Below are 24052 nucleotides of genomic sequence, written 5' to 3'. Positions count from 1 at the left end.
GATAGCGCCTGTTAGACTCCCCCCGACTTCCCCGCCAGCGAGCCCGCGCCATGCTCCACGTGTTATTCAGTGTTTACCTGAAGATGCTGGTGCTCTACAGCCCGTTCTTCGTGTTGTCCTGCTTCATCAGCCTGACCCGCGGTTACTCGCGCAAGGAACAACGCCGCCTGGCCTGGAAAGTGGCGGTCGCCACCCTGGTTTCGAGCGTGTTGCTCTACCTGTTCGGGCGGGTGATTTTCGATGTGTTCGGCATCACGGTGGACGCCTTCCGCATCGGCGCCGGCAGCGTGCTGTTCATTTCCGCTCTGGGCATGGCGCAGGGCAAGTCGGCCATGCAGACCGACAACGTGCAGCAGGACGTGACGATCGTTCCGCTGACCATTCCACTGACCGTCGGCCCCGGCACCATCGGTGCTTTGCTGGTGATGGGCGTCAGCCAGCCGCACTGGGACGACAAGCTGTTCGCGATCATGAGCATCGCCCTCGCCAGTTTCACGGTTGGCGTGGTGCTGTACCTGTCGAACCGCATCGAACGCATTCTCGGCGATCAGGGTTTGCAGATCGTCAGCCGCCTGATGGGGCTGTTCGTGTGCGCACTGGCGGCGCAGATCATCTTCACCGGGGTCAAAGGCTATCTGGTGCCTTGAACCCTGAAACGAAAAGACCGCCGACGGCAACGTTGGCGGTCTTTTTTCGTCAGCGCCCGCGCACCGTCAACCCGCAGACTCGACGGTTTTCTTCGCATCCGCCTGATCGATCAACGCTTTCAGCGTCACGCCCTCGGCGCACTCCTTGCGCGCCTTCAGCCAGCGCACCAGCGTCGACACCTGGCACGGACGCAGGCCCTTGACCTCAAGCATGGCATCGCCCCGCAGCGAGGGATCTGATGCATCCGCATTGCGTACCAGTACACAGTGCTCACTGTCGGGATCGATCACCACCAGGTGATCGTCGACCATCCCCACTTCGAGCTTGTATGGATCGGCCATGGTCAGGATCAAGCGACTCATGACCGCGGGAAAACCCACAAGCGGATAACGGCAATCAACCACCAACGAATCGAGCTTGCGCATCAGCGCCTCGGACAGATGCCACTTCATCCAACCGCGCCCTACCCGCAGAACCAGCGTGCGCACATCGTCCGGGATCACCGGCAGAAGATCGTAGGCATCCACCCGTCCCTCGAGCACCAGCACGTCACCCGTGCGCTGGACGTAATCCAGCGGCTTGATCTGGCGCATGCTCGGATAACCCTGAACGACCCGCTCGCGCGATTCATGCAACAAGACTTCAGCGTACTTTCGGGTTCCAAGCAGCTCGTAATCCTCCGGCAGGTCGACAGCGGGAATCTGGATCAGCCGTGCACTGTCAGCGATATACCACTGCACACTGGCCTCCTGAGAAGCGATAGAGATGAATGGACGATGCGCTGCGTTCGCCAGCAAGGCTTGCAAGTCTCTGATCAGATGCTCGCCATGGGCCGCCAGCCAATCGTGTTGCACGCCAATGATCTGCGGTGGTTCCTGATGCTCCAGTTGCAGCACCACGCCTTCGCGCGTCGTGCCCAAGAGACCGGCACCGTCGACCCGTACATCGGCAAAGCGCCACGCCGTCCACTGCCGCTCTGGTTTTGGCAGCATCCGGCTTTGCAACAACTGCGAGCCGTCTCCGAATGCCGCCTGCAGTTGATGCGGATCGATAAACGTCTGGCGCCAGACCTCGCCACTTTCGGGCTCGAACAGCCACGCCGATTGATTGTCCGGTGTCATGCCCAGCAACCGGAGCTGTGTTGGTTGCGCGTCACACAACAACAAGCGGTTGTCCACGTACCAGGCGTGCAAGCGCGCATCCCCGGCAGTATTGGCAATGCCGACAATCGGGAACTGCTCCACTGCGTATTGTCGGGCGATGGCGTCGAGCGCCAGCCACCATTGTTTGCGCCCCTTGAGCCAGGACTCGGTCAGGCCCGCAAAACGCACTTCACCGTCAGCGCCGATTTCGAATGACAATCCGTCCTCGGTGCGGGCCTGATAGCCATTGTGTTCAGCCGTCACCTGCTTCAGGCGCTCGGGCTGAACCCAGCGGTGCGACCACTGAATCTGTTCCAGCGTCACGGTGCGCTGCACCCGGCACAGGCTCTGGAACTGCCGGTCGTAGATGACAAACACGTCGCCGTCATCACTGGGCGTCAGCAGCATCAGCTCGTTCAGGTTCTGGATCGAGTCGGGCCAGGCGCGGGCATGGTGGCGGCGCGGTACCGGGCGCACGATCAGGTTGTCACGAGTACGGACCCAGGCCATGTCCCGAGCGTTGTCTTCGATCTTCCAGCAGACCGAAACGTAAGCAGCGAACTGCCAGTCGACCGTGGCGTAGCCTTTGTCTGCATCGACCGGTTTGAGCGATACCCAATCACCCAGTACCGATGTCCAGGCAGGCAACGGCGTGCCGTCATCGAGCAACGTCTGGAAACCCGGCTCAAGTCCACGGGTAACCGAGCTCAGCCACAGTTCACCTTCATGAATCAGGTAGTTGAGGCGCTCACGCGTACCGTCCTCATACGCGTATTCCTGCACCACATGGACGACACCCTGCCCATCGGCTTCGACGCTACGAATCGTGCTGACGCCGGTGCGTCGAAACATCAAACGAAAGCGATGACTGAGCAGGCCGGTGCCGGCATCGACCTGACAGATATCGTAGCCAATCGGATCATGGAAAAATGCCGAATCGCCGGCCACCACCGACAACAGCCCTTCATCGTCGAACACCTCGTCGTTGCGGATATAGAGGATCCGGTCCTGCACAGCGTCATACCAGCCATTGGTGTAACGCGGCGCCTTGATGTTCTCGAACGGAATCAGATAGTCGTGGATCGGCGTATAGCGCAGCGCCAATCGATGGGCTCGCGCCAGGTCTTGCAGATGATCCTGCAGGACCTGGCCGTCCAGGCCTCTGGGCGCCTGTTCTTCCAGAAGATCCAGTTCAGTCCGTTTATTGCCGGCAATCCGGAAGAGCCGGCCATTTTCGATCAGCAGGGAAATCTCCGGGGCAATGTCCGCCGTCACCTTGAACTCGCAACCTTTGATACCGAACTGCCCGTTGTTGCCCAGCACGATGTCCTTCTCGACGGCCCACGGCGCGACAATGATCCAGCGGTCCTTTTGTTTGCCCACTGACGTCAGTCCGACATTGACGCCGGGGTTGAGCACGAGTGTGCATGTGCCTCCACCACCCTGAATCCGATAGCTGACCTGCTCGCGCCAAGGCTCGGGGATCACCGGCACAACCAGTTTGCGCGCCTGCGCATCCAGCGTGACCCGGATCTCGGTCGGGCGATAATCGGGGTACATCCGATGGACAATGTAATGGCTGGGGAACGAGTAGAACGAAAACAGGAACAGCCACTGACCGTCCGCTTTTTTCTTCTCCAGACGCCGGGCGATGTCGAAACCCTTGTCGTGGCGCTGTGATGCGAACGGCAGGATCTGGTACTCGTAGCGATAGCAGGTAAGCGGCGTGCACGGCAAGACAATGGCCTGCTCGGCGGACGGTGAGAACTTCATCTCGGCTGGATAGCCCAGTTCTTTGCTGAGGTGGATCGCTCGCGGGTAATCGACCTCGAACTCCGGCACGCCGAAATGATCGCGCAGCGGGTAAAGACGGGTGCTGTCGAGCAGCAGTTTGCCGGTGCTCAGGTCCAGACCATTGATGATCAGCGACGGTCGTGGCAACCAGGCACCTTGCTCGCCGCTGTAGTGAAATCCGTCCCCGTGATGCGCCTGCTCCAGTTCCGCAAAAAACAGCCCGACCGCCTTCGCTTCTTCAGCGATGGTGGCAAAGCTCTGCGCCAGCGCAGTCACGCCAACCGCAAGGCCACCCAGAATCACCCCGGCGCCTCCCAGCACCGCTGCTGCCGTACCCGCACCGGCAAACGCTGCGCCAAGCCCCGCGCCGGTGAGGGCCAGACTGCTGGCATCGAAGGTCAGCTGGGTGGCGTAGGTGGCTGTCTCCACATCATTACGTGCCGTCGCCAACTGATAGATATCGAAACCGACATTGGCCAGACCCAACACCGCGCCGACGCCTTCGTTGCCCAAATGCCCGGCCACTGCGCCGAGGGATCTGCCGGTCAACGGCTCGAGCGCTTCGCCGACCACCTTCGCAGTGGTGCGGGCGATCAGTTTTTCATCGCGCAGCGCGGCCTGCACCAGACCGATCAGTCCCGCCACATCGACCACATTGCCATGCACCAGTTGTGCGTAATTGACGTAGGCATGCCACTGCACCGCCGTTGTCAGTGTGCGGTCTTCGCCTTCGCGACCACGCAAAGCATTCATCAAGGCCTGCACCGCGAAACCGGCATTGAGCGTATGCACTGCCGCTGCCTCGGTCGGATCCACAGCATCACCGACCGGACGCTTGCGCCCGAGGCTCGAAAACAGGTCAGTCAGGTAATTTTTGATTCGCAGCAGGCGATCATCCCGGCTGACGACCGTGGCGACCAACTCGCCGGTCTGTGGATCGATCATGCCCACCCGATAACTGCCCTCGGGCGTCACTTCCAGCGAGTCGAACAACGGCACAAGAGGCGTCACCGAGTCATGGCCCTCCTGCAACCGCGCCGTCATGTCGGCAATCTCCCCGCCCCACCAGTCATTGTCTGAAGACAACAGTGCCTTGCCCAGCCGCGAGTTCTCCATCAGCGTTCGTCCGTGAGCACTGTTCATCCTCTGGCGAACCGACCTGAACGGTTTGTCCGGCAGCGGCTCGTCCCTGAGCAATTGACTTACCTTGCTGCCGTTCGACAGGTTCAGATCGGCGACTTTTTCCCCATGCACATCGATGAGATCGAACTGTGGCCGGCCAGGTTTGCCGTACACGGCGTAATGACGGGCGATCTGTGCCTGCTTGAAAAATTGCCCAAGGGCCATTCTGAAGGTTACGGAGCTGTCGAACTGGAACAGGCCGAAGTTCGGATCGTAGAAGTGATAAATGACCGTACTCCCGTGTACAGTCCGAGCCACCAGCATCGAGTGGTTATCCGAGTTGAGCATCAGGGTTCGCGGCCCCACGGACGCCTCGAGTGTCGCGACCATCTTGTCCAGATCGCCCCGCCCCAGCGCCGTGCCCACATCGGCTGCGTTCACGCCACGCATTTCCTCCAGCGCGGCCAGAAACGCCTTCGAGTCCGGGTGCTCCGGCTCAAGCACCGCCAGAAAGAATCGCTCGCGCAATTGCCGGGTCGCTCCCTCACCCTGTGTGAGGGCGGCCCCCATCGCCAGCGCCAGCGGAAAACAGCGGCCGGCCGCAGTGTCACCCGGCCCGTGCATCAACAAATCCTGAGGCACCATTTTGACAGTGCCGGCCTCGAACTGACTGAGCACCTGTTCCAGCCGCTCCAGAACCTGTTCGCGGTGTTCCTGAGTAGCGAGCCGCTGGATCTGCGCCACCTGACGCCCCCAGTCAAACAGTGTCGCAGTGTTGGCCAAGGCATTCTTTTTCAGGCCAAGTGCGGTGACCGGATGCGCGGGCAATTCATCACCCACACTGGACATGCCTGCCATGAACGCAGGTGCGCGGTGCTGATAGAGATGCTGTTCAATCGCCGCATAGCGCCCTGCCGTACCGCGCTCACTGAGGCTGTTGATCAGATTGTCCAGCGTACTGCGCAAGGCGGAAAAGCTTTGAGCGTCCAGTGAATCAGCGCCCAGCAATGCTCCGATGGTCAAACGCTGCAACGGGGTGAGCTGTTCGAGTTGCCAGGAACCGGCGCCCAACCCGATCAACAGCTCATCCAGTGCGAGGCTCTGGGCAACCGGATTTTTCGGGAATGCCGGTGGCCGCAGGCGAGTGTCCTGATTGCGGATGGCCTGACGATCATCGAAGCTCAGCGGCAACCTTTCAGCGAACACAAGGGTGCCGTCGTGACCGTTCGTCATCGCCTTGGTGAACGGCTCGCCGAGGTGATCAGCCATCCGCTGCAACAGCTCGGTATTCAGGACATGACGTCCTTCGATGAGCGGCCAGCCGAGTTCGAATTCGACGGTCGTCTGTTTCAACAACTCAGCGATGTTCCCGGCGTAGCGAGTCTTGAATTGGCCATCGCGCCAGCGTTGCTGCTCAGTCTCGAGCCACTTCTGAGTATCGGTTTCGTTTTCCTTCCAGGAGTGATCCAGTTCCTCTTCAGTGAGTTGATTGACCGTCTGCAGAGGTGCGATGGCCATTTCCCGCCGTGACGCCTGCGCGCCCTCGGGCGTTAAAAATGCCTTTTCGAAATCGCCGGTGCCATCCTTGATCGCGACCGGTCCGGTCAAATAAATGGTCCCCTCATTTTTTGGTCGGATACCTTCGTTGTGGTATCCGGCTGCGGCATTTGCCAGATAAGACGCAAAGATGGCTTCCATTCCGGGCAAATCAAACAAAGGCCCGTAAGACTTTTCCAGCACTTCACCAGCCAGTGTATCCATGGCTTCATGCTCTTGAAGACTGATACCTTTGTCAGTGGCCAACCGTGCGGTGTCATCGATCAATTCATAGTTGAACCTGAAGCGCTGGAGCACGGACTCAAGTACCGCCGAGCCGGCATGCGCCATCATGTAGGCATTGCTGATCGTGTTTCCCTTTGCCACCGCGCGCAATGCGTAGGGACGGACAAGCAGATCCTGTGGAGGCTGAAACACCTGGGTCAAAATCGGCCGGCTTTTGGCAAACGCTTGCAGTACCGTGCGATGCTCTTCGGGTATTTGCAACAGCTTGTCTCTGTATTGCCCCCGCAACGCTTGTCGACCTGGCATCCAGTCAGGATTCTGATCCAGCATCAACTGCAAAACACCGAGTCGAGCATCCTCACCAAAGTCGCTTATATCGACACCTGCAATTTCCTTCAGCAACGGCGGCAAGTTATCGACATCGGTGTAACTGCCGCCCTCAAAGTACAAGACCTCTGCTCTTACGATATCCGATGCCGCCGCCAAGTTGCCCCGCATGCGCATTTCCCGCTGGTAAATATCCCGCAACTTCAAAGGTATTTCCGAACCCGCCAGATCGCGCACGCGAACGTCACCTCCGACCAGCGCATCAATACTTTCACGGTTCTTTGCCTTCAACACCCGTAAGTCCTGAGAACTCTGACCATAAGCACGGCTCAACAACTGCACCCTTGCTTCATCGGCTGATTCGCCCTTCGCAACTGCCGCATCAATGTGTTCGCTCATTTGTTGCTTCAACGCAATAGCGCGGGCCACATACATTTCGCCCAATACCTTATCGGAAGTGCTATCGACGCCCCCGTGCTCCATGGCGTCCGCCTTCGCCGCCTCGACCATCAAGCGATTGGCCTGCCAGGCCAGCAGCGCATCACTGTCATACCAGACGTTGATCTGATAACCCTGACCAGCCAATACCTGCTTCCAGACATTGATGTAGTCGCGCTGAATCTCGCCGATTCCGCCACCCAGCCAGATGAAGTGCAGGATCTTCGGCACTTGCGTAGCGGGCGTTTTCATCAGTTCGACGCTGTAACTCAGACGCGACTCAAAATCGGCGACCCTGGCGCCGATTTCTGAAAGATCAGGTGTCTTCTTGCTGTCCAGGCCCGGAGCAGGCGCCTGTTCCACTTCACGTCGTACCCGCAGGCCATCGAACTCTGCAAGCGCCCGCTTGAATAGCGCGAGCGGTTGCAGAAGCCTTGGCGAATCAAGCAAACCGACACAAGCAAAGTAGTAACGGATCACTTCGTCATGACGAACAGTATTCTTGTAGGGCAACAGCGCCTGTTCAAGATCAGATAACTTGAACAGATTGACGAACTTCACATAGCCGCCATCGACAACATCAACATTAGCATCCTGCATTTTAATACTTCCCTGAGTGGTGAATCATGTGCACTGCCAATCGGCTGGCACACGTCTGCACTGCAAGTAACAAGACTTGCAACACTTAAAAATCATCAATATAAAAACTTGAGCAAGCTTCACAAAATTGAAACTAGTACAAAACAAAAACCAAAAACACACACAAAACACTTCAAACAATGTCCAGGGAAATATTCAATAACATCGAGCCAACTATCGAAATAAACAAGCCATTAAAAAGCACATAAAAAAACAAGGCCGCGAATGGCGAATTCGCGGCCTTGTTTGTTTTATCGATCATTGCCACTCGACAGTGCGGGGATATCAGCCGGCCGGTTTTTCCCCGTACCAGCGCGGCGTATAAACCCACTCCCCGCCCTCGGCTCGAGGGAAAGTGCAGGTAGTGGAAGAACCGATCAGCACCATGGTGCGCATGTCCACTTGCTCCGGAGTCAGCGCGCCCAGTGTCGTGACGCGCAGCGTCTGCCCCGGCCGACCGATATCGCGGCCCAGCACCACCGGTGTTTGCGGCGTGCGGTGTTGCGCGACGATTTCCAGCGCTCGCCCCAGTTGCCACGGACGGGCACGGGAGATCGGGTTATAGAAGGCCAATGCCAGATCCGCCTCGGCGGCCAGATCCAGACGCTTCTCGATGATCGACCACGGTTTGAGGTTGTCCGACAGCGACATCACGCAGAAGTCATGGCCCAGCGGCGCACCGGCCTGAGCGGCGGTGGCGAGCGACGCCGAAACACCCGGCAGGATTTCCAGATCGACGCTGTGCCACGCCGGATCCGTCGACTCGTGCAATGCTTCAAGCACCGCCGCCGCCATGGCGAACACGCCCGGATCGCCGGACGAAACCACGATCACCGAACGACCCTCAGCGGCCAACCGGAAGGCGTGACGGGCACGCTGCATTTCTTCGCGGTTGTCGGTGCAATGCTGCACCTGATCGTCGCGGAACGGGCCGGCCATGCGCACATAGGTTTCGTAACCCAGCACGTCAGTGGCGCGGGCCAGTTCGGCTTTCACCGCCGGCACCATCAACTCTGCCGCACCCGGGCCAAGGCCAATGACAGCAAGGCGACCACGCGGACGACCGATCTGCGAAACATCCAGCGGCTGTTCGGCCACGGCGATGGCAAGGTCGCGGGATGTTGTGATGATTCGAGCGTCGGGGACTGCATCGCGAACCAGCTCAACGATGTCACTCGCCGGCGCGACAAAGCGCAACGGCACAGCCAGTTCAAGCGCGGCGTCACGCAACGCCGGACTGGCCATCTGAGTATCAGCCGCCACCAGACAGGCCAGCGATTGAATTGCCACACCGGCCTGAAGTAACGCATCGCGAATTACATCCGGTAGATCGGCCACATCTGTATCGACCGCCACCGCCACGCTACGCGGATAAATCAGCAACTCACTGGCGTTCGCCGCGCGGGCATCGCTGCCCACATGAATCGAGCGCTGCGCCTGTGGATCTTCCGGCAGTTGCGCCTGCTCAAGCCACGGCGCAGCACCGTCGATGCGTACGCTGTGGCCGGCGAGCAAGTCGGAGACAAAACGCTTGCCCTGCTCCAGATCGCCGAGGGCATAACCGCCGGGCGGGTTGAGCAGGCAGGTGCCGAAACGCAACTCGCCGCTGGTGGTAATCGCCGCTGCCACTTCAAGCGCAGACGCAATCTCGCGGGCCATGACGTTCACCCCGCCGAGGCCACCGAGCAGCGGCACCACGGCGCTGCCGTCTTCAGCCACGGCGAGCACCGCTGGCTCGACGCCTTTTTCCAGCAACAGCGGCGCCAGGGTGCGAATGACAATGCCCGCCGCGCACAGGGCAATGATCGGCGTGTCCTGTTGATACAGCTCGCGCAGGGTCGCGCCGAAGTCGCTGTAAGTCAGGTCCGCGCCTTCGACGCGTCCATTGAGCCCGTGAATCTTTGCAGCCGGATAGACCTGCTGCAGGCGACGGGCCGTGCCCAGTGCGCCCTGACCGAGAATGACGATGGCCGGTGTGGAATGGGTCATCAGCCTTGCCACCGTTCGCCGGGCACAATGATCAGCGAGAAGTACGGCGACGACATCGGCTCGACCTCATCCAGCGGTACGATCTTCTGGTTGGCCATGGTCGCGCGCTCGACGTACAGCGCACGCTCGGCCAGACCCAGCTCTGCCAACACGTCGCGCACCTTCGGGAAGTTGCGCCCCAGTTTCATGATCACCGCCGCATCGGCATCCGCCAGGCGACGCTTGAGTTCATCGTGAGGCAGCACGCCGGACAGCACCGACAGGCTCTGATTGCGATACACCAGCGGCGCGCCCAGTACCGAAGCGCCGCCGAGCATCGAGCAGACGCCCGGCACCACTTCGGCTTCGTAACGGCTGGCGAGGCGATCGTGCAGGTACATGTAGGAGCCGTAGAAGAACGGGTCACCTTCGCAGATCACCGCCACGTCGCGACCGGCGTCCAGATGCGCGGCCACTTCTTCTGCCGCGTCATCGTAGAAATCGCTGATCACCTGTTCGTAGGACAGCGGCGCCGGCAGCACTTCGGTGGTCACCGGGTACACCAGCGGCAGTAGATTCTGGGCGTCCTGCAGGTGCGCTTCGATGATGCCGAACGCGTTGCCCTTCTTGCCCTTGGCCACGAAGTACGCCACCACCGGCGATTCGCGCAGCAGGCGCAAGGCCTTGACGGTAATCAGTTCCGGATCACCGGGGCCGACGCCCAGGCCAATCAAACGTCCTTGAGCCTGCATCATTCGATCTCCGTGGCGAGAGCATTGACCGCAGCGGCGGCCATGGCGCTGCCGCCGAGGCGGCCCTGCATGATCACGAACGGCACGCCACGGCTGTTGGCGGCCAGTTCGGCCTTGGATTCGGCGGCGCCGACGAAGCCCACCGGGAAGCCGAGGATCAACGCCGGTTTCGGGGCGCCGGCGTCGAGCATTTCCAGCAGATAGAACAGCGCGGTCGGCGCGTTGCCGATCACCACCACGCTGCCTTCCAGATGCGGACGCCACAGTTCCAGCGCGGCAGCGGAGCGGGTGTTGCCCAGCTCGCGCGCCAGCTCCGGCACGCTGTCATCGCGCAAGGTGCAAATCACCTCGTTGTTGGCCGGCAGGCGCGCACGGGTCACGCCCTCGGAAACCATCCGCGCATCGCACAGGATCGGCGCGCCAGCGGCCAGCGCATCGCGCCCGGCCTTGCCGGCGCCTTCGGAGAATTGCAACCCGTCGATGGCCTCGACCATGCCGCAGGCGTGGATCACCCGCACCGCGAGTTTTTCCAGGTCGGCCGGGATGCGAGCCAGGTTGGCCTCGCTGCGAATGATCGCGAAGGAGTTGCGATAGATCTCCTGACCGTCGCGGATGTAATCAAGCATCAAGGGGGCTCCGTGAGCGGGCGGCGAGCAGGGTCGCGGCCGCTTCGATAGTAAGGTTGTGAGCGTGCAGCGCGCCGAAACCCGGCAGGGCTGCATCGCGAAAATAGAGATCGTAGTGGCCGGGGCCGACCGCCAGCAGAGTCACCGCTGCCCGATGTGCGGCGGCGCAGGAACGCGGGCAACCGGACAGGTGCACATCAACGGCGTGTGGCAACAGCGTAGCCAGCAGGCGGGCATCGTGTTTGGTGTCGGCCAGGCCTTTGCCGCAGCCGTTGGCGCCGGTGCAGGCGATCAGGTGTGACAGGGGGTCTTCGATGCGGGTCAGCAGGTTCAGCTTGCTCAATTTGTCGAGCACTTGAACCGCATCGGTTTCCTGCACATTGGGCAGCAACAGACTCTGCCAAGGGGTGAAACGCAGGCTGCCGTCACCAAAGGTTCTGGCCAGGTGTGCGGCGCCACGCAGCATGTCCGGATCGAGGCGACCGAGCGTCGGTGCGGCACCGACATAGACCTGACCGGCCGATTGCTGAGGGTGGATGCCGAGGTGCAAACCCTCCGGTCCGGCTTCGCGCTGCCAATCAGCAGCGGCTTTCAGGCTGATCCGCTGAGCGATTTTTTCCAGGAACACCGGCGCCGGGCATTCATCCAGCAGATGGCGCATTCGCGTCTGCTCCGGTCGGGCCAGATCGAGGAACAGTTCCAGCACCGCGACCACCAGCGCATGTCCGTGCGCAAGCGCCACAGCGGCCAGCGGTCGATCCGTCGGACAACCCGCCAGGCCGAACGCCAGCAGCGTGTCGCCGCGATCTTCGAATGCCGACAACCACAGGTCATGGGGATGTTCGAGCATCGCCAGCGCTTCACCGCCGTCCAGTTGCACGGCGAACTTGGCGCTCAGCTCGTGGAAGCGCGGATGACTTTGCAGGGTTTCGAGGATCTGCCCGGCCAGTGGACGAGTATCGAAGCGCATCTGCGGGTCGATGCCGGCGGCGGGGCTGAGCATCAGGTTGCGCACATCGTCGCCCGCTGCGGTTCGCGGCCCGAGACCGGCGGCCAACAGGCTCTCGATCAGCGTGGCAGACTGCTCGCCGATCCCGCGAATCTGCAGATTGCCGCGATTGGTCGCCTCGATCGCCCCGCCGGCAAACCGCTCGGCGGCATTGGCCACCGCATCGGCCTGATCGGCCGTGATCGACCCGCCATCGAGCTTGATCCGGCAGATCCCGCCGTCCAGCGCCTGGACGATACGCAGCAACCCCGGACAGGCCGAGGGGCGTATGGCGTTGGACATCGGACGTTCGTTCAAGGGCTGGCAGCTCTGTGGGAAAGGCGCTTCGCGGGCGAAGGCGCGGTATTATGCCTGCTTTGTCCGACGGCATGAAAAGTCTGCCCGTCGGAACGGCGCGTTTGCGGACACTTTTTTGAGGGGCTACAGATGTCACCCTGGCTGACAGTAGTAGGAATCGGTGAAGACGGCTTCAAGGGCCTGGGCAAGAATGCCCGGCGCGCCTTGATGGGCGCTTCGCGGATCATCGGCGGTCAGCGTCAGCTGGATCTGTTGCCGGTGTGCATCCGTGGCGAGCGCCAGTTGTGGCCGAGCCCGTTTTCCCTGGCCCCGGTGCTCGAGCATCGCGGTGAAGCGGTGTGCGTGCTGGCCAGCGGAGATCCGATGTTCTACGGCGTTGGCGCGAGTCTGGCGCGGCAGGTGATGGGGGCCGAGATGCTGGTTCTGCCAGCGCCGTCTTCGTGCTCGCTGGCGGCGGCCCGACTGGGCTGGCCGTTGCAGGATGTCAGCGTGCTGTCGCTGGTGGCTCGCCCGCTTGCGGCCCTCAATGGTCATTTGTCCAGTGGCGTGCGCCTGTTACTGCTGAGCAATGACGGTCAAAGTCCGGCGGCTGTTGCCGCGTTGCTGCGTGAGCGCGGATTTGGCGCCAGTCGCCTGAGTGTTCTGGAACATCTGGGCGGCGACGCCGAGCGCCGCATCGACGGCACCGCCAACGACTGGAACGATCCACTCATTGCCGACCTCAACGTGATCGTCCTCGAGTGCCTGGCCGATCCGTATACACCGCGCCTATCGCGCCTCGCCGGCCTGCCAGACTCGGCCTTTCAGCATGACGGCCAACTGACCAAACGCGACGTGCGCGCCATCACCCTCGCCCGCCTCGCCCCGACACCGGGCGAGTTGCTCTGGGACGTCGGTGCCGGCAGCGGCTCGATCGGCATCGAGTGGATGCGCGCTCACCCGAGCTGCCGCGCTCTGGCTATCGAAGCCGATGACGGCCGACAACAGTTGATCGAACACAACCGTGACGCCTTGGGCGTTCCCGGTCTGCAACTGATTCGCGGCAGTGCTCCTCAGGCCCTCGCCGGTCTTGAGCGACCGGACGCGATTTTCATCGGCGGCGGCGTGACCCGCGAAGGCGTGCTCGACACCTGCTGGGAACAACTCAAACCCGGCGGCCGACTGGTCGCCAACGCCGTGACCCTGCAAAGCGAAATGACCTTGATGAGCTGGCGCGAACGCCACGGCGGCGAGCTGACCCGCATCCACATTGCCCAGGCGCAGCCGCTGGGCGAGTTCGACACCTGGCGCCAGGCCCTGCCGATCACCCTGCTCGATCTGGTCAAACCCCTCGATGCGTGACGAAACCGCCGAACAACCCGCGCCCTTGCGCAGCGGCCTGACCACCGGCAGCTGCGCCACGGCCACCAGCCTCGCCGCGGCGCGCCTGCTGCTCGGCGGAGCGGTGGCGGACGCCGTGCAGATCGTGTTGCCCAAGGGCAAGCAGGTGCAGATGCGTCTGGAGTTCTGCCGGCTGACCGAAGACGGCGCTGAAGCCGGGACGATCAAAGATGCGGGCGACGACCCGGACGTGACTCACGGTGCCCTGCTTTATTCGCGAGTGCGGCTGATGGCCGAGCCGGGAATCCGCTTCATTGCCGGCAAAGGCGTCGGCACCGTCACTCGGCCGGGGCTGGTGCTGGGCGTCGGCGAGCCGGCGATCAATCCAGTGCCGCGCAAGATGATCAGCGATCACCTGACGCTGCTCGCCGAAGAAACCGGCTATCGCGGCGGCTTCGAGGTGACGGTCAATGTCGAGGGTGGCGAAGCCCTGGCGCTGAAAACCATGAACCCGCGTCTGGGCATTCTCGGCGGCCTGTCGATCCTCGGCACCAGCGGCATCGTCAGGCCGTTTTCCTGCGCGGCATACATTGCCTCGATCCATCAAGGCATCGACGTCGCGAAAACCAACGGCTACCTGCACATCGCCGCCTGTACCGGCAACGCCAGCGAGGACACCATGCGCCGGGTCTACAACCTGCCGGAAATCGCCCTGATCGAAATGGGCGACTTCGTCGGCGCCGTGCTCAAGCACCTGCGCAAAGTGCCTGTGGATAAACTCAGCCTGTGCGGCGGCTTCGGCAAGATCAGCAAACTGGCGGCCGGGCACATGGATCTGCACTCGCGCCATTCGAGCATCGACTTGCCGCAACTGGCCGAATGGGCGGCGGCGATTGGTGCCGACGACGATTTGCAGCAAGCCATTCGCGGGGCGAACACCAGTCAGCAGGCATTGGCGATGGCCAGTGCGGCGGGCGTTGCGCTGGGCGATGAAGTCTGCCGCCATGCTTTGGAGTTCGCCCGTAGCGTGGTGCCGGCGCAGGTTCAGGTCGAGGTGTTTGCGATTGATCGTCAGGGCGGCATCGTTGGCCATGCGGGAGCCTTTGTATGAAGCGAATCTTGTTGCTCGGCGGCGTGACTGAAGCGCTGGCCATCGCGCGCACGTTGGGGCCGGAACACATTTACAGCCTGGCCGGGGTCGGCCGGGTGCCGACCGATCTGACGTGTCAGGTGCGCGTCGGCGGCTACGGTGGCGCCGAAGGTCTGGCGCAGTTCATTCGCGACGAAGGCATCACACTTTTGCTCGACGCGACCCACCCCTACGCCGCACAGATCAGCCAGAACGCCGCCACCGCTGCGCAACTCACCGGCATCCCCTGCTGGGCCCTGCGCCGCCCCGCGTGGCAACCGCAACCCGGCGATGACTGGCGCGAAGTCGCCGACTGGGCCGAACTGATCACCGCCCTCGAACCCTTCCGCCGCCCACTGTTCACCCTTGGCCGCGAACCGCTGCAACACCTCGACGAAATCCCCGCGCACCAGTTCTGGACCCTGCGCGCCCTCGACGTCTACCCCGGCAACGAACGCTGCGAAGTCATCGGCGCCCGTGGACCGTTTCTGCTGGAGGATGAGCGGGCACTGTTCGAACGCCGGCAGATCGACGTGCTGATCAGCAAGAACAGCGGCAGCACCGCAACCGAGCCGAAACTGGACGTGGCGCGGGAGCTTGGGGTGCCGGTGATGGTGTTGAAGCGGCCGGTGTTGGCGAGGGTTGATCGGGAGTTCAAGAGTACGTCTGAAGTCCTGGAAGCCCTCTCTACGTCAGATAATTCCTGATTTCGAGCTAATCCTTGATTTGACCGGCAAAATTTCAGGAACCAGCCGACTGTTCGCCCCTGCCACCTCACGCCAAGATTTCGATTCCTTTAATCCACACAGATTTGCAGCGAGCAAATTCTTGAAGCGCACTGCTGCCTTCAAGAAAAATGCGGCTTGTCAGTCTGTATCCCAAGGAATACGATTTCGACATGATCGAATTTGAACGATCCCCTGCATTTGCCGATTGGCTCGACTCGATGAAAGACACCAACGGCAAAGCTCGCATCATCGCCAGAATTCGAGGTGCAGAGCATGGAAATATGGGTGATTGCGAGTTCGTTGGCAGTGCCGTTTATGAAATGCGCGTTCATTACGGTCCCGGTTACAGGATGTACTTCACACGTAAAGGTAACGTGATTTATCTGCTACTGCTGGGGGGCGACAAGTCGACACAAAAACGAGATATCAAACGCGCCATCCGGATGGCGCAAAGCATCGGTAATGAGGAGTAAGTCATGACCGAAAAATTCACCCGCTTCGACGCTGCAGAGTTTCTTAAAACGCCGGAGGAAATGGCGGCTTACCTGGACGCCTGTTTTGACGAAGATGCTGGCGATGGCGTTCTCATCCGTGCAGCGCTTAATGACATTGCCCGCGCCCAAGGCATGACTCAGGTTGCGCGGGATGCAGGTCTGGGTCGTGAAAGCCTTTATAAAGCGCTGAGCAGCACTGGAAATCCGGAATTCGCGACTATCATGAAAGTCATGAAGGCGCTGGGTTTGCGGCTGCATGCCGTAGCAGGCTGAATCCTCTGCGACACCAAACCGCACGACGCTTTTTTACTTATCGGCCCTGATCAGGCTAAATAGCCGCGCCTGATCGCCCACCCTACGGATCTGTCCCATGAACCGACACCGGCTCGCATTTGCCTGGATCGCCTGCTTTGCAGTGCTGTTCAACATGCTCGCCATGCCGTTGACGGGAGCGATGGCGCAGGCGGCGCAGACGCCGGCCGAGCAGTTGCTGTGGAGCAGTTTCTGCACCGGCAGCGGGACGAAGATGGTGGCGATCGACATCGGCAGCCTCGATCAGAAAGCGCCGCAGAGTGGTGACAGTCATTCGACCATGCAGCATTGCTGGTGCTGTTCCGGATCGGCGCCGGTGGTGGCGTTGCCGGGGCATTCGCCGCAGCTGTATTTCGCCCGATACGAAAGCAATCGCAGCGTGGCGCCCGCCGTGCTGCAAACTCCGACACCGCGTCAGCAATGGCCGAGCCTCAATCCCCGCGCTTCCCCTCTGGTTTGATTTGTTCCCGCATTTGACCTGCGTTTCAAATCGTTCTGGAGAACTGCCATGTTGAACAAATTCATCGTCATCGCTGCGCTGTTGCTGCCTGCGTGCTTCGCCCATGCCCACGAATACAAGGCCGGCGAGCTGGAAATCGCCCACCCGTGGTCACAGGAACTGCCGCCGAACGCGCCGACGGTTGCCGCGTATTTCATCATTCACAACGCCGGCAAGACGGCTGACCGCCTGCTCAGCGTCGACTCGCCGATCGCCCCGACAGCGGAACTGCACGAGCACGTGATGCAGGGCGATCTGATGAAGATGCAACAGGTGCCGAACGTGGCCATCCCGGCCGGTGGAAACGTGACCTTCGCGCCGATGGCCTATCACGTGATGCTGATGAATCCGACCGACCGCAGTCTGCTGACCGACGGCAAGCGCTTTCCCCTGACGATGCACTTCGAAAAGGCCGGTGACGTGACCGTCGAGGTCGCGGTGCAGAAGAAGTCGCCGGAAGCCACGCAAGCCCACGCGCACGCCCAGTAACCGTTCCGGCAGACTCCGCCCATGCGCCCCCTGAGCGCCAGGCCCTCCCTGCAACGCCGTCAGACTGAACACCTGACCCGCGGCAGCTGGATCGCCCTGTTCGCCATGTTGATGATCTTCATCGGCCCGCTGATTTCCCAGTCGATGCCGATGGATCAGCACGCCTCGACCTCCATGCCGATGAGCATGGACATGTCGATGGACATGCCGGGCATGGATCATTCCGGGCACAGTGCACAGCCCTCCACCGAACACTGCCCACCGCAATCCTCGCACCATGTGCTGTGGGAAAAGTGCGGCTATTGCAGCCTGCTGTTCAATTGCCCAGCGCTGACCGGTGGCGGCAGCTTCGCCACTTTCAGCATTCCACTCGTCAACACCTTCACCCCGCCCTCCCCGCGTCTGGGCCATGCCCGGCAGACCTTCTTCCCCGGCGCCCGCACCCGCGCCCCGCCCGTCGCAGCGTAAACACCCACCTCTGATTGCACACGGTTGAGAAGACAGCTTCAGGCTGCCGGCCGTGTCGTTTACGACTGTTTGATGGAAATTGTCATGTCCAGGTTTTCTGCTGTCCCACGCCCGGGTTCTGCCCCGGCGTCCTTTGCCCTGAACGAATCCCGCGTTCGTTTCAGGCACGCTACCGCCGTCCTTTGCGGCGTCCTGCTGTCCCCGCTGGTCCACGCCGACGAACACGCCGGCCACACTGATGAGCTGAGCCCGACGGTGATCACCGCCATCGCCCCGAGCTCGCCGCTGACCATCGTCACCAACCCGAAAGACCCGCGCCAACCGGTGCCGGCCAGCGACGGCGGCGACTACCTGAAGACCATTCCAGGCTTCGCCCTGGTGCGCAACGGCGGCACCAACGGTGATCCGGTGCTGCGCGGGATGTTCGGTTCGCGCCTGAACATCCTCACCAACGGCAGCATGATGCTCGGCGCCTGCCCCGGCCGGATGGACGCGCCGACCTCGTACATCTCACCCGAGACCTACGACAAACTCACCGTGATCAAAGGCCCGCAAACCGTGCTCTACGGACCGGGCGCGTCGGCCGGCACGATCCTGTTCGACCGCGAGCCGGAAAGCTTCGGCGAGCTCGGCACCCGCGTGAATGCCAGCGTGCTGGCAGGCTCCCACGGACGCTTCGACAAAGTCGTCGATGCAGCGGCCGGCGGCTCGCTGGGTTACGTGCGGGTGATCGGCAACACCGCGCATTCCGACGACTACCGCGACGGCAACAACGACATCGTTGCCTCGCGTTATGACAAATGGAACGGCGATGTGGCGCTGGGCTGGACCCCGGATGCCGACACCCTGATCGAACTCACCGCCGGCAAGGGCGACGGCGAAGCACGCTACGCCGGACGCGGCATGGACGGCTCGCAATTCCTGCGCGAAAGCCTCGGTCTGCGCTTCGAGAAATCCAACATCACCGATGTGCTGGAGAAGCTCGAAGCCCAGGTCTACTACAACTACGCCGACCACGTGATGGACAACTACACCCTGCGCACGCCGTCCGGCACGGGGATGATGGCCGGTCCCATGGCGTCCAACGTCGACCGCCGCACCCTCGGCGCACGGATCAAGGCCACCTGGCGCTGGGCCGATATCCAGCTGATCACCGGCCTCGACGCGCAGACCAACGAACACCGGCAGCGCAGCGGCATGGGCATCGATACCTACAAGGATCAGCCGTACACCAAGGACGCCGACTTCCATAACTACGGGGTGTTCAGCGAAATGACCTGGTACGCCGCCGACCGCGACCGGCTGATCACCGGCGCCCGGGTCGACCGTGCCTCGGCCAGGGATTTCCGGCAGACCACCGGTTCGGGAATGATGTCGCGCCCGAACCCGACTGCCGGCGATACCCGCGCCGACACCCTGCCGAGTGGCTTCATCCGTTACGAGCATGACCTGGCCGACAGCCCCACCACGCTCTACGCCGGCCTCGGTCACGCCCAGCGTTTCCCGGATTACTGGGAGCTGTTTTCGCCCAAGTCCGGCCCGGCCGGCTCGGTCAATGCGTTCGATTCGATCAAGCCGGAAAAGACCACTCAGCTCGACTTCGGCGTGAACTACAAGAGCGCCGAGCTCGAAGCCTGGGCCTCGGGCTACATCGGCCAGGTGCGCGATTACATCCTGTTCGACTACACCCCGGGGATGATGGGCATGAGCACTTCCCGCGCCGAGAACATCGACGCGCGGATCATGGGCGGCGAACTCGGTGCCGCTTACAAACTCACCGACAACTGGAAAGCCGATGCGACCCTGGCCTACGCCTGGGGAAAGAACAGCAGCGACGGCAAGGCCCTGCCGCAGATGCCGCCGCTGGATGCGCGTTTCGGCCTGACTTATACCGAAGACAACTGGAGCGCCGGCGCACTGTGGAGGGTGGTTGCCGCGCAAAACCGTATCGACCAGAACAAGGGCAACGTGGTCGGCAAGGATTACGACAAGAGTTCGGGCTTCGGCGTGTTCTCGCTCAACGGCGCCTACCGGATCAACAAACACTGGAAGGTCAGTACCGGCGTCGACAACCTGTTCGGCAAGGCTTACGCCGAACACCTGAACCTGGCGGGCAACGCCGGGTTCGGCTACCCGGCCAACGACCCGCAAGCGATCAATGAACCGGGGCGCACGCTCTGGACCAAGGTGGACATGAGTTTCTAACCCTCAAGGGCGCTCGCTCCCTTGAGGGAGCGGGCGGCAACAGACAACTAGAAGATCCAAGCCAAGCGGAGCACACGTGATGAAACAGCCCAAACCGAATTTCTACAACCTGGCCTGGCGTTGGCATTTCTATGCCGGATTGTTCGTCGCGCCATTCATGGTGATGCTGGCCCTGACCGGCATCATTTACCTGTTCAAACCGCAGCTCGATTCGCTGATGTACAGCAGCCTGCTGAACGTCCCCGCCGGGCATCACACGGTGCCGGCCGACGACTTGCTGCAAAAGGTCAAAAGCGCTTATCCACAGGGCCAGGTCACTCAGTACCTGCCGCCGGTGAATGCCGAGCGCAGCGCGCAGTTTGTCGTGGCCAATGCCGGCCATGAGCTGAACGTGTTCGTCGATCCGTACCACGGCGACATCCTTGGCGAGCAGGATGCCAGGCAGAACCTGCAAGCCATCGCCCGGGCGATTCACGGCGAACTGATGATCGGCACCGTCGGTGACCGACTGATCGAAATGGCCGCAGGCTGGGGCGTGGTGCTGGTGGTGTCCGGGGTTTTCCTGTGGTGGCCGCGAGGTCAGGCCGCGGGGATTCTGTGGCCACGCCTGAGCAGTCGCGGCCGCGTGCTGTGGCGTGATTTGCATGCCGTTACCGGATTCTGGGGCGCCGCATTGCTGCTGGTGATGCTGCTCAGCGGCATGACCTGGACCGGCTTCTGGGGCAAGCAATACGCGCAGGTGTGGAACGTGTTCCCGGCGGCGATGTGGAACAACGTGCCGACCTCCGACGTCGAGGCTGGCAGCCTCAACAACGCCGCCCGCCAGACCGTACCGTGGGCGATGGAAAACACCCCGATGCCGATGTCCGGCGACCACGCCGAACACATGGCCCACGGCGGCATGCAACACGGCCCCGCTGCACCGACCATCCGCCTGCAGGATGTGCAAAACATCGCCATCGAGCGCAAGGTCGAGCCGGGCTACAGCATCACAATGCCGACCACTGCCACCGGTGTGTTCACCATCGCGGTATTCGCCGACGACCCGCGTAACGACGCGACCCTGCACATCGATCAGTACACCGGCAAGGTGTTGGCCGACGTGCGCTTCGAGCAGTACGGCGCTGTTGCCCGCGCTACCGAGATCGGCGTGATGCTCCACGAAGGCAAGATGTTCGGCACCTTCAACCAGATCATTGTGCTGCTGATCTGCCTGATGATCCTGCTCAGCGCCGTCAGCGGCGTGGTGATCTGGTGGAAGCGTCGGCCACAGGGCAAGTTCGGCGTGCCGCCGCTGCGCCACGATCTGCCGAAGTGGAAAACCGGGGTGGCGATCATGCTGGTTCTGGCGGTGGTGTTTCCGCTGGTGGGGGCTTCGCTGGTGGTGGTGTGGTTGCTGGATCGGCTGCTGGTGTCGCGTCTGGGCCGACAAGCTGAATCTGCCTCAACTTCATCATGAAACAGGCGAGATGCGCGATTTAGACAGATCTTTAAACTGCCGGGGCTTAAACTCCGGCAATTTTTAGTGTTACTGTATAACGCAAATTTGCTGCTCTGCCCGCAGCCATGCACTGTCATGAGCCTGCGGGCTTTTCTTTTGAAGAAGTGATTCACCGCCCCGATGAACAAGTACCTCTTGTCCAGCCTCTGTCTGTTCGCCTTGAACAACAGCGCCCACGCCGACAATGCCCCGCTGACGCTGCCCACCGGCACCATCACCGCCCCGGCCAATGACGACCAGACCGTCAGCCTGACCACGCCGACCAGTGCCGGCTCGCGTCTGAACCTCAGCGCGATGGAAACCCCGGCCAGCGTCGAAAGCCTCAGCGGCGAGCAAGTCCGCGCCCGTGGCGATCGCAGCGTGCAGGACGCGGTGTCGCGCAGCACCGGCATCAGCCGCACCGGCACGCCGGGCGATGGCGGCACCTCGTTGCAGGCTCGGGGTTTTACTGGGCAGAGTTCGGTGATGCAGTTGTATGACGGTAACCGCATGTACACCGGCATGGGCACCGTGACGTTCCCGGTCGACACTTGGTCGGTGGAGCGCGTCGATGTCCTGCGCGGCCCGGCCTCGGTGCTGTACGGCGAAGGCGCGACCGGTGCGGTGGTCAACGTGATCCCGAAGAAACCGTTCGAAGGCGAAATCGAAAACCACGTGCGCGTCGGCTACGGCTCGTTCGACCGCCAGCAACAGGCGTTCGACAGCGGCGGTTCGCTGACCGACACCCTGAGCTATCGCCTCAACCTCAACCGCCTGCGCAGCAATGGCTGGGTCGATCGCGGTGATTCATTCAGCGACTTCATCTGCGCCGCCCTGCGCTGGCAGGCCAATGACGACCTGACCTTCACCCTCGCTCACGATTACGGCGACCAGCGCCCGCAGAACTACTTCGGCACGCCGCTGATCAACGGCCAGTTGAAAGACGGCCTGCGCAACAAAAACTACAACGTGCGCGACGACAAGCAGCACTACAACGATCAATGGACGCGCCTGACCACCGACTGGCAGATCAACGATACGGTCAGCGCCAGCAACGAGCTGTACTACCTGAAGGCCCAACGCCGCTGGCAGAACGCCGAGAACTACAACTTCGACGCTGGCAGCCAACAACTCAGCCGCAGCGGTTACTTCGGCATCGGCCACAAACAGGAACAGGTCGGCGACCGCCAGACCTTCACCTTCAAGCATTCGCTGTTCGGCCTCGACAGCCAGACCGTGACCGGCGTCGACTACAACCGCATACGCTTCCAGCTCGACAGCAACTCGCCATTCAATGACGTATTGCCGAACGGTCAGCCGCTGGATCGCTATCACCCGCAAACCGGTTATTTCGAGAGCGCCGACCCGTATCGCGATCAATTCGACAGCACCACCAAACAGATGTCGGTGTTCGCCGAAAACCGCACGCAACTGAGCGAACGCTGGTCGTTGGTAACCGGTGTGCGCCGCGACTACGTGCATGTGGATCGCAACAACCTGGTCGACGGCAGCCAGAGTGACAAGACCCTGACCGGCAACAACTGGAAGGCCGGCCTGGTGTTCGCGCTGACGCAGGACACTTCGTTCTATGGCCAGGTCGCCACCAGCACCGATGGCATCGGCGGTCTGATTTCCCTGAGCCCGAGCCAGCAGCAATATGACCTGTCCACCGCGCGGCAAACCGAGATCGGCCTGAAGCAGCTGTTCTGGGATCAGCGTGGCGAATTCACGCTGGCGGCGTATCGCATCGTGAAGAAGAAGCTGCTGACCGACGATCCCGGTAACCCGACGCTCAAGCAGCAGGTCGGCCAGCAATCGTCGAACGGCCTGGAAGCCAGCCTCGATCTGCAATTGCCACACGCCTGGCAACTGCAAGCCAACGCGGCGATCGTCAAGGCCAAGTACGACGATTTTGAAGAAGTGGTCGGCGGCGTGCCGGTGTCGCGCAATGGCAATCGTCCGGTGGACGTACCACGGCGCACCGCCAATCTGTGGCTGAGCAAGGCGCTGACCGATGACCTGAAAGCCGGCGCCGGCGTGCGTTATGTCGATGCGCGCTACGCCGACATGGCCAACCATAACGAGCTGCCGAGCTACACCGTGATCGATGCGACGCTGTCGTGGAAAGCCCTGCGCAACACCACGCTGGGGTTGCAGGTGAACAATCTGTTTGACCGGACATATGCGCAAAGCCAATACAATGAGGGCCAGCAGTGGATTCTGGGTGAACCTCGTTCGTTCTTTGTCACGGCTGACTACACCTTTTGACTCACTGGCCCCGCCCTCACCCTAGCCCTCTCCCGGAGGGAGAGGGGACTGACCGAGGTGTTTGGGCAAGTTACACCGACCTGAAATACCGGGTCGAACTCAGGATTTGAAGAGCA

The 24052-nt window shown here is 61.7% G+C and carries 17 protein-coding genes; 12 read left to right on the top strand and 5 right to left on the bottom strand.

The window, feature by feature from the left end:
* Positions 1–50: 50 nt before the first annotated feature.
* Positions 51–647: a MarC family protein gene (locus tag EIY71_RS10685; protein ID WP_134021673.1), complete on the top strand. Its 597-nt coding sequence runs from the start codon at positions 51–53 to the stop codon at positions 645–647.
* 66 nt (positions 648–713) lie between these two features.
* Here the strand turns inward: EIY71_RS10685 and EIY71_RS10680 are convergent, their stop codons facing one another.
* From EIY71_RS10680 to cobG, 5 genes are all read right to left on the bottom strand, one after another.
* Positions 714–7853, bottom strand: a complete 7140-nt coding sequence (locus tag EIY71_RS10680) for a TcdA/TcdB pore-forming domain-containing protein (RefSeq protein ID WP_134021671.1) — start codon at positions 7851–7853, stop codon at positions 714–716.
* Positions 7854–8177: 324 nt separating this feature from the next.
* Positions 8178–9881 carry a precorrin-3B C(17)-methyltransferase gene (gene cobJ, locus EIY71_RS10675; protein WP_134021669.1) on the bottom strand — a complete coding sequence of 568 codons (1704 nt, stop codon included), beginning with the start codon at positions 9879–9881 and terminating at the stop codon, positions 8178–8180.
* Entirely contained in the window at positions 9881–10615 is a 735-nt protein-coding gene (locus EIY71_RS10670; RefSeq protein WP_007951035.1) for a precorrin-2 C(20)-methyltransferase, read from the bottom strand. The genes cobJ and EIY71_RS10670 overlap by 1 nt, the downstream gene beginning before the upstream one ends.
* Positions 10612–11238, bottom strand: a complete 627-nt coding sequence (locus EIY71_RS10665) for a precorrin-8X methylmutase (RefSeq protein WP_085609238.1) — start codon at positions 11236–11238, stop codon at positions 10612–10614. Before EIY71_RS10665 ends, EIY71_RS10670 begins: the two co-directional genes overlap by 4 nt.
* Entirely contained in the window at positions 11231–12529 is a 1299-nt protein-coding gene (gene cobG, locus EIY71_RS10660; RefSeq protein WP_134021667.1) for a precorrin-3B synthase, read from the bottom strand. The genes EIY71_RS10665 and cobG overlap by 8 nt, the downstream gene beginning before the upstream one ends.
* 144 nt (positions 12530–12673) lie before the next feature.
* Here cobG and cbiE point away from each other — a divergent pair, with 144 nt between their 5' ends.
* From cbiE to EIY71_RS10605, 11 genes are all read left to right on the top strand, one after another.
* Positions 12674–13885: a precorrin-6y C5,15-methyltransferase (decarboxylating) subunit CbiE gene (cbiE, locus tag EIY71_RS10655; RefSeq protein WP_134021665.1), complete on the top strand. Its 1212-nt coding sequence runs from the start codon at positions 12674–12676 to the stop codon at positions 13883–13885.
* Positions 13878–14975 carry a cobalt-precorrin-5B (C(1))-methyltransferase gene (locus EIY71_RS10650; RefSeq protein WP_102688354.1) on the top strand — a complete coding sequence of 366 codons (1098 nt, stop codon included), beginning with the start codon at positions 13878–13880 and terminating at the stop codon, positions 14973–14975. The genes cbiE and EIY71_RS10650 overlap by 8 nt, the downstream gene beginning before the upstream one ends.
* Positions 14972–15700 carry a cobalt-precorrin-6A reductase gene (locus tag EIY71_RS10645; protein WP_134021663.1) on the top strand — a complete coding sequence of 243 codons (729 nt, stop codon included), beginning with the start codon at positions 14972–14974 and terminating at the stop codon, positions 15698–15700. Before EIY71_RS10650 ends, EIY71_RS10645 begins: the two co-directional genes overlap by 4 nt.
* Positions 15701–15891: 191 nt before the next feature.
* A complete protein-coding gene (locus EIY71_RS10640) occupies positions 15892–16194 on the top strand; it encodes a type II toxin-antitoxin system RelE/ParE family toxin (protein ID WP_085611238.1) in 303 nt (100 codons plus the stop codon).
* 3 nt (positions 16195–16197) lie between these two features.
* Positions 16198–16488 (top strand): addiction module antidote protein, encoded by a 291-nt coding sequence (locus EIY71_RS10635; protein WP_085609233.1) that lies wholly within the window; start codon positions 16198–16200, stop codon positions 16486–16488.
* Between the two features lie 97 nt (positions 16489–16585).
* Positions 16586–16987 (top strand): DUF2946 domain-containing protein, encoded by a 402-nt coding sequence (locus tag EIY71_RS10630; RefSeq protein WP_134021661.1) that lies wholly within the window; start codon positions 16586–16588, stop codon positions 16985–16987.
* 48 nt (positions 16988–17035) lie between these two features.
* Positions 17036–17515, top strand: coding sequence for a copper chaperone PCu(A)C (locus EIY71_RS10625; protein ID WP_134021659.1), 480 nt, complete (start codon positions 17036–17038; stop codon positions 17513–17515).
* A 21-nt stretch (positions 17516–17536) separates the two neighbouring features.
* The gene (locus EIY71_RS10620) at positions 17537–17983 is read left to right on the top strand and encodes a DUF2946 domain-containing protein (protein ID WP_102688358.1); all 447 of its coding nucleotides are present in this window, start codon (positions 17537–17539) and stop codon (positions 17981–17983) included.
* 84 nt (positions 17984–18067) lie between these two features.
* Complete coding sequence (locus EIY71_RS10615) at positions 18068–20188, top strand: TonB-dependent copper receptor (RefSeq protein WP_134021657.1); 2121 nt, start codon at positions 18068–18070, stop codon at positions 20186–20188.
* Positions 20189–20267: 79 nt separating this feature from the next.
* Positions 20268–21647: a PepSY domain-containing protein gene (locus EIY71_RS10610; RefSeq protein ID WP_134021655.1), complete on the top strand. Its 1380-nt coding sequence runs from the start codon at positions 20268–20270 to the stop codon at positions 21645–21647.
* Between the two features lie 162 nt (positions 21648–21809).
* A complete protein-coding gene (locus tag EIY71_RS10605) occupies positions 21810–23936 on the top strand; it encodes a TonB-dependent siderophore receptor (RefSeq protein ID WP_085746548.1) in 2127 nt (708 codons plus the stop codon).
* Positions 23937–24052 lie beyond the last annotated feature (116 nt).

This window comes from Pseudomonas sp. CH235, from assembly GCF_004368175.1.
Classification (GTDB): domain Bacteria; phylum Pseudomonadota; class Gammaproteobacteria; order Pseudomonadales; family Pseudomonadaceae; genus Aquipseudomonas; species Aquipseudomonas paraglycinae.
Note: the sequence above shows the minus strand (reverse complement) of the source record. Positions and strands in the feature narration are given on the sequence as shown.